The sequence below is a fragment of the Cupriavidus numazuensis genome (assembly GCF_905397435.1).
GTDB lineage: Bacteria > Pseudomonadota > Gammaproteobacteria > Burkholderiales > Burkholderiaceae > Cupriavidus > Cupriavidus numazuensis.
Window position 1 is genome coordinate 49,557 of the sequence record NZ_CAJPVI010000054.1, and the last position, 10,831, is coordinate 60,387.

The window sequence follows — 10,831 nt, forward strand, 5'->3', positions numbered from 1 at the left end:
AATGCTCGTATCCTTCCTAGATACCCTTTAGCCTGACCTTTCAAGAAGCAACAAAGTTGTTCTTTGCGCATTACTGTTTCGCACAGATTGCGTGAACTAGTATTGCAGTCCTGGCCGTGGGCTGAACCACAAAGGTCGAGATAACGTTCTCGCCCGGTCTTACCGAGAACTGCACGCTATCTGTTTGGCTAAAAAAATCGGCACCATCGAACATGACAAGCGTATCACTGCGCCAGTCGATTATCAGTTTCTCATTGATTTTCACTGATTTCGGATCAATACGCTCCACCTCTGCGTAAACATCCGAGTCACTGTCTGCCCATTTCCACCGAACTAATAGTTGAATACCATTTCCCGTAGCCACTGCGGTCCTCAACGGCTCATCGCCAAGTATCAATGTCTCGGTGCCATGCACAAGAATCTTCCCGGCGTAGTCGCTTATTTGACATGACAGGTCATAATCGGACGGACTACCATCAATGCCAGTCCACTGCCGTGCCTTCCCTTTCTCCATTACGACTAACGGTCCGCCTGTACTCGATATCCATCTTGAGAATCTGTACTTGCTCATGCCGCCCCCTTTCGTCGCTTCTTAGCTTGCGTTACTTGTCCGGCTTGCTTTCGACTACATAGCAGGCAATGTGGATATAGTCGCTGTGGTTTTCCATCCTCGTTAAGTGCATTTGCGGTTTGGTGGTCCAAAATAAAGTCGCCACTCTTTTTCCCCGGATCTTTAGTGCCGCAAGTATGACAACCATCCCGTCGACCGATCGCATTGATTTTGTTTCTTTCGTCCACAGTAAAGTTACGCTCGGGGCCTCTCGCAGGAATAGACTCTGTAGCGTAGGGGCCGGGCTTCAATGTATCGTCTCCGGTTAGCCCAAGTGGATCAACCCATCCAGTCGAATTAGGCGCGTACTGGTAGAGGTTTACCCCACCCGCCAACCCAATCGGATCCTGCGTAATAAACCGCCCCGAATACGGATCATAGTAACGGTGCCGGTTGTAATACAGCCCCGTCTCCTCATCATGGTACTGCCCCTGCGCGCGAATCGCGTTGCCGGTCAACGCCTCCTCACCGTGCAGCAGTTTCGTACCCTTCAGCGCGCCCCACGCCCGGTACCGCCCCAGCCACACCACCTTGCCGGACTCGTCCAGCAGTTCCTGCGGCGTGCCCAGATGGTCGTTCTGATACAGGTAAGTGGCATGCCGTGTCGTCGCCGGGTACTCGATGAAGCGCCCATCCGTGCCCGTCGCAAAGTGCGCCGCCTCCACCAGCACTTCGTCCAGCTTCACCAGCGGCACGAACGTCCCCGGCTCGTGCAGGTAGAGCGACACCGCCTGCCACGCGTCGCGCAACGTGTGCTGGCGCTGCGCCACCGGTAACGAATACGGGTCCGCTGGGTCTTCACGTATCAAACTCTGCAAGCGGCTCGCCCGCTCCATCGGTTCGCCCGGCAAACGCGGCGCGGCATGGAACCGCTCCTCGAGCAGCAACACATCGCCGTCCCACGTAAAGACGGTGCGATCCACGCTGCGGTCGGGATGCTCCACTTCCTTCAGCGTGCGGCGCCCGAAGGCGTCGTACTGGAAGTTCACCGTGAGTTCGGCGTGAACCTGGCCGGTGTACTTGCCGCGCGAGTCCTCGTTCGCGGCGGCGGCGCTGGCGTACCGACGCGCGCATGTAAGCCGGTTGGCCGCGTCATACTCGTACAGCCAGGTCAGGCCCGTCGGCTCACTGCGCCGCGTGAGGTTGCCCTGCGCATCATGCTCGTAGCGCGTGCCCAGGTACTCCTGCATCACGTTGCCAAGCCACTTCGGCAGGGATTTTTTCCAAGCCTGGAACTTCAACCATTCATCGGCGGCCCGCTCGTCGTAGCGCGGTGCGTTCGGGTCGTCCGGATGGTCCCGCCGCCAGGCGGCATCCTCGATGGAGCGTCGCGCGGCCCGTTCCTGCGGCGTTTCGACCTTGGGCGGGTCGGTCATCCGGGCCGGGTCGATCGGGTTGCCCGCCGGGTCGAAGGCGAATCGTTCCGTCTGGTCCGGCGTGACCGCCTGGAGCAGCCGGCCCACCGGGTCATAGCCATACTCAGTTACGCCCCGCGCGCGGTCGTCGATGCGCGTGAGGTGCCCCGCCGCGCTGTAGCGCAGGCGCCGCTCGGCAATCCGGTCGTGCGGCGTGGCCGGGTGCGCGGGCTTCACCACCAGCCTTGCGAGCCGTCCCGCCGGATCGTATTCCCGCTGCTGGAGGAAGGCCGCATGCTTGCGTCCCGTCTCCCGGTGCAGCTTGTCCCGCTCGAAGTCCAGCAGGGGTTTCCCGTCTAACTGGACGCCGTGCACGTGCCCCGAGCCGTAGCGCAGCCAGTCCACGGTGCGCGTGTTGGGCAGCGTCGTGCGGGTGCGGTTGCCCAGCGCGTCATACTCGTGGCGGGTGACGGTCAGGTAGCTCCCCACGAAACTGGCGCGGACATGCTGTTCCTCGGCCACGAGGTTGCCGGCGTCATCGTAGTGCAGCCGTACCTTGCTGCCCTCGGTCTCCGCCGTGGTCAACCGCCCGCGCTGGTCGTAATAGAACAATTCGGTCGTTTTCCGTCCCGTGCCGTGGATGTCGCGTTGCGTGAGCCTGCCCAGCGAATCGCGGGTGTACTCGGTCCAGATATCACCGCTGCGGGTCTCGGCCAGCCGCCCGGCACCATCGTAGGCATACCGCACCGCCTTGCCGTCGAATCCGGTTTCCTCGACGAGCTGCCCGAGCTTGTCGTAGCGGAAGGTGGTCAACTGGTCGTTTTCGTTGCGCAGTTGCACCAGCCGCCAATGGCGGTCGTAGGTGTAGGCCAGCTGACGACCCGCCGCGTCGACGCGGCTGTGGGGCTGGTGGTTGCCGTTGTAGCCGTAGCTAGTAACCTGGCCGGCGCCGTCCGTGTACTCCGTCAGGTTGCCTTCGCCGTCGTGGGCAAACCATTCCCGGATGCCATCGGGTCCGGTCACCTCCAGCAGTTGTCCGCGCGCATCATGCCGGTACCGCGTGACCTGGCCTTCGGCATCGGTGCGCGTCAGCAGGTGCCCCCGCAGATCGTAGCCATAGCGCGTCTCGTAGCCCGAGCAGTCGCGCGCCGCGACGAGCCGCCCGCCGCTGTCATAGTCGAACTGGCGCGTACCTCCCTTCGGATCAGTGACGCCGAGCAGTAGGCCGCTGCCGCTCCATTGGTACTGCGTAGTCCGCTTCGCCGCATCGGTCACGGCCACCGGGCGGCCCTGCGCGTCATAGTCGGTCAGGGTCACGTCCCCAGCAGCGCTGGTCACCTTCACCGGCAGGCCGGCTTCGTTGTATTCAGTGCGCGTGGTGTTGCCCAGCGCATCGGTGACCTCGGTCACACGTCCCGCCTCGTCGTAGCCGAAGCGCTGCACCTCGCCGGCGGCATTCTTCATGCCGACGAGATTGCCGCGCGCGTCCCACTCATAGCTGTCCGATGTGCCGTCAGCTTGCTCGATCAGGATGATCTGGTTATGCCAGTCGTAGCGGTAGAGGGTGGCGCTGCCCTCACCGTCCGTGACCTTGGTGTACCAGTGTTCGCGGTGATACGCGAAGAACGTCTCGTCGTAACGCTCGGCCGGGTAGCGGTCGTTGCAACGCCACGTATGCACGCAGCGGGCGTCGGCCGGCGCCGGCGTGCCGCTGGCCTTGCCCGGCCAGTCCCATTCGAGATGGGCGGCAAAGCCGTTGAAGTCAGTACAGCGCGTCAGCAGGTGTTGCGTGTAGGCGAAGCTGCGGCGGTGGCCGAGCACATCGGTGTGCGCGATCAGGTCGCCCTCGCGGCTGTACTCATAGCGTGCCAGCAAATCGATGACCTCGCCCGTGCGGTCCAGCCGGGTGATGCTCGACACTCGGCCCTCGCTGTAGTCCAGGCGCAGCCAAAGGCCGTAGCTGTCGGTCAGGCCCGTCAGTTCGCCCGCCGGGCTATAGCTGAAGGTCAGGCCCAGCCCGTCCTGTCCGGTGCGCCTCGTCAGGACAAAGCGCTCGCCTGCGGGCGTCCGGTGCAGCGCGTAGTCCTCACGCGAGCCGTCGGGATAGTGCAGTTGCACGCGGCGCGCATCGGGGCGGGTCACCGTCAGCTTCTCGCGCTCGACGGCCACCGACTCGCCCACCGCTACCACGGGCAAGACAACCGCGCGGTTGTCCGGATCGAAGAACGTCAGGACGCCGTCCTGCTCGGCCAGCGACAGGTGGTACGGGCTGCTCCAGCGCGCGCCTAGCGAACTGCGGTCGTACGCCGCGAGGCTGGAACGGTAGCGGCGTGTCCAGACGATGGGCACCACGCCGTCCAGCGCGAAGTCGACCTGCTCCAGGTTCTCGTCGCCCATTGCAAAGTTGACGGGCTTTCTGGACGCCGTGGGCGGGCAGCCGCAACCATCTTTCGCCGGCGTATGGCTGGGCTGCGCCGGCTTCTGCGTGGTGTCCCGGTGCTCGCCCGGCTTGGTGTGCGGCTGTGCGCGCGCCCCGGTGGACGCGTGAGCCTGATGCGAGGGCGCGCGCAATGCTGGCTTGCTGTGCCCAGGAGCTTTCCCGTCCGTGCGCAATCCGCCTGCCGGACTGGTGGCCGTCGCCAGTTTCGGCCCGCGGCGCGCCTTGATCTCCATCACGATCGCCGCCGCCATCGCCATGAGCGAGCCAGCCTTGGTGACATCGCCAATGGCACGATGGATCATCGCCGGGGCGTTGCGGTCGAATTCGGTCAGCCACGCCAGGATCGCATTGCGCTCTCCCGAGAGCTTCAATAACTGGTCGATACCTACCAGCGCCACTTCCTCGGTGGATGGCACCCAGGACAGGAAGCCCTCCTTCTTCTGCAGCACACCCATCTGGTATCCCGCCGATACCGGGTTCTCCACGAACCGCCGCACCGTCCGGCTCGCCTTCTGCACGCCGGCTATGATGTCCTCCCTCCAGTTCTGGAGATGCTTGTCGAGCTCCGACATGAAGGCGATCACGTCTCCGCTCGCGGTGGCCCAGAAAATGTCCACCAGCACGGCGCCGCCGAGCCCCTTGGCAAAGGCCAGCAGCACTTCCTTGACCACGGCCCGTGCAGGCCGGCTCGCATTACCCGCCGCCGGCACCACGCCAATCGCGTCAATGGCCAGGATCCCCCAGTTGAAGGCACTCTCGGCGTAGCCCTTGCCGGTCTGGGGATCGCGTTCGTTCTTGCACAGGTGGTAAATGTCCGTCCCGACATCCCACAGCGACATGGCATTGCCGACCACCGGCAGCATGTACAGACACTGAATGAAGAGTTCGTGGCTGTGGTTCTGGATGGAGTCGGCGGCAACGGCCTGCATGTTGGGCCGGGTTGGGACGGGCCTGGCCGGGCTCACGATGACGCGGCGCTGCTCGGCGTTGGTGGCAATGGGCGCAGCGACAGGACGCGGGACTTGGGCGGGTTGCGCAGTGGTCGGTGATGGCATGTCTAGGAAATCCGGACGTGTCAGTACTCCGCCGGCGAAACGGCGGCGTCAGAAGCGATCAGAGGAGGTTCTTGTTGAGCGCAGCGAAGGTCGCAGTCGGGCTGGCCAGCGAGGCGGTGGACGCAGCGGCGAGGGGCTTGCCTACAAGGCTGGCAACGCTGCCGCCCGCGGCTTTCGTTGCCAAATTCGTTGCCACGTTCACCGCCAGATGTTCCACCGCCGCTGCGCCGCCACCGGTCATAGCCGCCTGAGCAAAGGCGGGGGTAGCACACAAGACCGGCCCGGTCATGCTTGGCAGTGCCGACGACTCGCCACTGCTGGACGCCTTCGCTGTCTGCGCATCGCCCTTGGCTTCAGCGAATTTGCGCTCGGGGTCCTGGATCCGGCTGTCTTCCTCGAAGTACTGCACCTGGCCGCCGCCGCGTGGCACCTGTGCGAGCGTGGCCTTGCCATTACCGTCGAGCCGCCCCTGGCGGGTACTGCCATCGGCAAACGTGACCAAGAACGGTGCGTTCTTGACCGGCTGGCCGTTCGGGTAGGTGTGCCACAACTCCATGCCCGATTCCTGCTGCGTGGGCAGCAGCGGCAAAGCCCCCTGGCGCGTGGCCGAGCCGTCGATGCGCAGTGGTCCCTTGAGCATGATTGCGCCCGCGCTGCCGATCTCGACCTGCCCGCCTTCGAGCTTGATATAGGCGCCGCCGCACAGCAGTGTGAGCGACTTGCGCGCGTTCAGCGTGATGCCGTCTTCGGTGCTGGCGATGGCGACGCCCTTGAGCGCGGTCAGCTCCAGGCCGTCGGCCTGTGCCTGCAGTTCGACCTTCCCTTTGCCGGCGAATAGCTTCATGCCCTGCGCATTGGCATAGAGCGACACGGCATTGCCAGCGGCGACCGTGTAGTTGCCGCCGACTGCCGTATCTGCATTGCCGCCCGCCGTCGTGAACAGATGCCCGCCTGCGGCCAGTTGCATGTGCTCACCGCTGGTCAGCGCCATGCCACGGGGAGCGGACGCGAGCAGCACCGCTTCCTGCAGGCCGGCAACTTGCTGCTCCAGCAGCGCCTGCTGCGCCTCGCAGGCAGCGACTACAGCCTTGGCCCGCGTCACCGCTTCGGCGAGGGTCTTCATGCGTGCCTGCGCCGTGTCCAGTTGCTGCTTTGCCGCCTGCATGTCCAGCGCCTGGCCGTCGGCGCCGCGCTGCGCGTCCGCGCTGATGAAGATGCCCTCGCCGGCACGCAGCACGCCCTTGAGATCGGTGCGCAGTTCGTAGCCACCGCCGCGCCGGCCGAGCTTGTTGTCGACCAGATAGCCCAGGTTGAGCTGGGTCTTGCCGTAGTCGGTGGCCGCCTTGATGCCTTCCTGACCCTCCCAGTCCTCGAAGCGCAGCTTGTTGGCCTGCGTGCGGATCACATTGCGCGACATCCAGCGCCGCTGGCTGGTGATCAGGTCCGAGGTCTGGCTGTTGTGCAGCGCATGCGCGATGTACGGCCGGTTCGGGTTGCCGTCATGAAAGCCGATTGCGACCTCGGTGCCGTCGATCAGCGGGAAGTGGAAGCCGGTCTGCAGCGCGCCCGCAAACGGCTTGGCCAGACGCAGGGGGACGCTCTCACCGCCATGGGGCCACTCGTCGAAATCCAGGTCGAAGCGCACCACGTAGTGCCCGTCCTGCGTCAGGTAGGCATATTTGTACCGGCTGGGCGACGTGATCCTTGCACTCAACGTCCCGGCAATGCGCGGCCATTGGCGCTCGTCTACGGGCAGGCGGTAGCGCCGATCCGAAGGAATGGCCTGGTAGGCGTTGCGGTAGGCCTGATCGCGGCCGCCGAAGTGAGAGACTTCGGTAATCACCTGCCCATTGGGCGCATCGGGCAAATCGATGTCCATGCGCAGGATGCGGGCCGGCCGCAGGCTCAGGACATTGCTTTGCCCGGCATAGACGAGTTGGCCTGCCAGCGCCGCCTCATGGCGCAGTTGCGCCTCCCACTTCGCGCCCGCCGCGTCCAGGTGGTGGGTGCCAAAGACGTAGGACTGGCCATACGTGCCCTTCTCCTTGCGCGCGATATTGGCCTCGCCCGACTTGCGCTCGTGCGCATCGGCCGGGTTGTAGTCCGCGGTCAGGAACGATTCAGGCACGGTTTGCACGTGCGTCTGGAGATCGAACACCGTCTCGATCCCCGATTCCAGCCCCGCCGTCTCCCGATAGGGCACGCGCAGTTCCGGCTGGTACAGATAGTGGTCGACATCGTCGGCGACCGTGAACACGTCGCCAAACTGGGCGCTGAACTTGCCCGATACGAAAAAGCTGTACAGCCCTTCCTGCTCCATCAGCAGGCGGATATAGTCCCAGTCCGTCATCTGGAACTGGAGACGGAACTTGTGTTCGGGATACTGACGGCGCGTCCTGAACGCGAACTGTTGGCCCTCCAGTCCATGCCGACGCAGGATGGCCTCGATAATTTGCGGCGCGGTCTTGTTCTGATAGACGCGGCTGGCCTTCGTCAGCGTCAGCAGGGCGACCTTGGGCCGCAACTCCATTTCGTAGACGCTATGGTCGCGTGTCGTTCCGGTCCTGGAGAAACGTGTAATGCAGCCGCCAAAGGTCCGGGGCTCCGAGCCGTCGCCCGGATCGATGACGAACGTCGCATCCTTGCGCAGGTAATCGGCCCGCGCGAGTTCCTCGGGGTGTGTCAGTGCAACCTTGACACGGTAGGGCTCACCCAGGCGCTCCAGGGCCTCGAATGACACCACCGACAGCCCAGCGGCACTGCGTGCGCTGGGCACCTCCAGGAAGTACGCTTGCCGCCCGGTTATCGCCCTTCCGCTGTCACCGAATGCTTCTGCCATTGTCGATATCCCTGAAATGAAAGGATGAGGCTGTTAGCCTTTCTGGGCGCCGTGCGGCCAGAACTCCAAATCATTTCAAGCACCCGATATGGCGGGATATAGAAGTATTCCGAAAATGCGTGAGGAACTTTCGGAATCTGAGGGATGCTACGCGGCGTCGCAATGCACGGCCAGCCAGACCGTCGGCTCGCCGGCATCAGTCCATGCGACGCGATGACGGCAGTGCGCCGGCAGGTGCAGCCAGTCGCCGGGCCGCATGACGCGAGGGGCGGTATCGCCCTCGCACTCGATTCCCGCGCTGCCGCTGACGACCATCACCCATTCGTCCTGCGGGCTGTCGTACCAGAAGCCCGGCGGGCTGGCCTGGCCGTTGGAGACGATCCGTTCGATCTTCAGGCCCTTCTGTTCCAGCAAAGGCTGAAAGATCTCGTCGGGCGCGCCGACAGGGACATCGGCGAAGAAATTGCCGTGTTTCGGGTCCATGCCGGCCTCCGGAAGTTCAGTCGCCGGGCCCGGGCGCCAGCACGTCGCGTGCGCCGTTGCGGCCCATCGGCGAGACCAGGCCGGCGGCTTCCATCTGTTCGATCAGCCGCGCGGCGCGGTTGTAGCCGATGCGAAGCTGGCGCTGCACGGCCGAGATCGATGCGCGGCGTGAATTGAGCACAAAGGATGCGGCCTCGTCATAGAGCGGATCGGCTTCGCCGTCGCCGTTGCTATCGCCGAACAGATCGCTGGCACCTGCCTCGGCGGCATCGCCGGCGAGGATGGCTTCATCGTAGTCGGGTTCGCCGAACTGCTTCCAGTGCTCGACCACACGATGCACTTCATCATCCGCGACAAAGGCGCCATGCACGCGCTGCGGATAGCCGGTGCCCGGCGGCAGGAACAGCATGTCGCCCTGCCCCAGCAGGCTTTCCGCGCCCATCTGGTCGAGGATGGTGCGCGAATCGATCTTCGACGACACCTGGAACGCCACGCGCGTCGGGATGTTGGCCTTGATCAGGCCCGTGATGACGTCCACCGACGGACGCTGGGTGGCCAGGATCAGGTGGATGCCGGCAGCGCGCGCCTTCTGCGCAAGCCGTGCGATCAGTTCCTCGATCTTCTTGCCGGCCACCATCATCAGGTCGGCCAATTCGTCGATCACGACCACGATCAGCGGCAGCGTGGACAGCGGCTCCGGCGCATCCGGCGTCAGCGAGAACGGGTTCGGCACCTTTTGCTCCGCCGCCTCGGCCGCGCGGATCTTCTGGTTGTAGCCGGCCAGGTTGCGCACGCCGAGCGCCGACATCAGGCGGTAGCGCTTTTCCATCTCGCCCACGCACCAGTTGAGCGCGTGCGCGGCCTGCTTCATGTCGGTCACCACCGGCGCGAGCAGGTGCGGAATGCCTTCGTAGACCGACAGCTCGAGCATCTTCGGGTCGATCATGATCAGGCGCACGTCCTCGGGCGTGGCCTTGTACAGCATCGACAGAATCATCGCATTGACCGCCACGGACTTGCCCGAGCCCGTGGTGCCCGCCACCAGCAGGTGCGGCGCGCGGGCCAGGTCGGTCACGACCGGGTGGCCCGTGATGTCCTTGCCCATGGCCAGCACCAGCCGCGAATTGTGCGACTGGAACGACGACGCCCGGACAATCTCGGACAGCCGGATCATCTGCCGGCGTGCATTGGGCAACTCCAGGCCCATGCAGGTCTTGCCGGGGATGGTCTCGACCACGCGGATCGACGTCACGCCAAGGGCGCGCGCCAGATCCTTCATCAGGCCGACCACCTGCGCGCCACGCACGCCCATTGCGGGCTCGACTTCGAAGCGCGTGATCACCGGGCCCGCGCTGGCGCCCACCACGGCGACCGGCACCTTGAATTCCGACAGGCGCTGTTCGATCAGCTCACCGGTTTCGCGCAAGCGCTCTTCGGAGACCTGCTCGGTGTGGTCAACCGCAGCTTCCAGCAGTTCTGTCGGGGGCAGGCGGTAATCGACGATGACGCGCGGTGCAGGCGCGGGTGCCGGAGCTACCGGCGCGGGCTGGACGGGCTGTGCGTTGAGCGGGACCGTCTTGCCGACCACTGCGGGCAGCACGATACGCGGCTTGGGCGCCGGGACGACCGGTGCCGGCTCGGGTTCGGGCACCGGCTCGGATTCAGGTTCTGACGCGCCCAGCAAGGCATTGGCATCGACGAGCGTTTCCGCCTCGGAAGCATCCTCAGGTTCCGCTTCGGGCAGCGGACCATCCTCCATGACGAACGCCGGTGCATCTTCCGATGCGGGTTCCGATGTGGGCGCGACTTCTACTGGGGCATCAACCTCTGCTACCACCTCGACTTCTACTGGGGCTTCAACCTCGGCTACCACCTCGACTTCGACTGGGGCTTCAAACTCGGCTGCCGCCTCAACTTCAACTTCAACTTCAACTTCAACTTCGGCTTCGGCTTCGGCTTCGGCTTCGGCTTCGGCTTCGGCTTCGGCTTCGGCTTCGGCTTCGGCTTCGGCTTCGGCTTCGGCTTCGGCTTCGGCTTCGGCTTCGGCTT

5 protein-coding genes are annotated in these 10,831 nt (G+C 64.5%); all 5 read right to left on the bottom strand.

Features of this window, described 5'->3' with window-relative positions; genetic code table 11:
- Window positions 1-70 precede the first annotated feature (70 nt).
- Complete coding sequence (locus tag KHO41_RS32185; protein ID WP_211957285.1) at window positions 71-571, bottom strand: Imm21 family immunity protein; 501 nt, start codon at window positions 569-571, stop codon at window positions 71-73.
- The gene (locus KHO41_RS32190) at window positions 568-5,460 is read right to left on the bottom strand and encodes an RHS repeat-associated core domain-containing protein (RefSeq protein ID WP_211957286.1); all 4,893 of its coding nucleotides are present in this window, start codon (window positions 5,458-5,460) and stop codon (window positions 568-570) included. Before KHO41_RS32190 ends, KHO41_RS32185 begins: the two co-directional genes overlap by 4 nt.
- Before the next feature lie 58 nt (window positions 5,461-5,518).
- Window positions 5,519-8,299 carry a type VI secretion system Vgr family protein gene (locus tag KHO41_RS32195; protein WP_211957287.1) on the bottom strand — a complete coding sequence of 927 codons (2,781 nt, stop codon included), beginning with the start codon at window positions 8,297-8,299 and terminating at the stop codon, window positions 5,519-5,521.
- A 147-nt stretch (window positions 8,300-8,446) separates the two neighbouring features.
- Window positions 8,447-8,782, bottom strand: coding sequence for a cupin domain-containing protein (locus KHO41_RS32200; protein WP_211957288.1), 336 nt, complete (start codon window positions 8,780-8,782; stop codon window positions 8,447-8,449).
- A 16-nt stretch (window positions 8,783-8,798) separates the two neighbouring features.
- A partial coding sequence (locus KHO41_RS32205) for a DNA translocase FtsK (protein WP_280519723.1) occupies window positions 8,799-10,831 on the bottom strand: 2,033 nt, incomplete at its 5' end.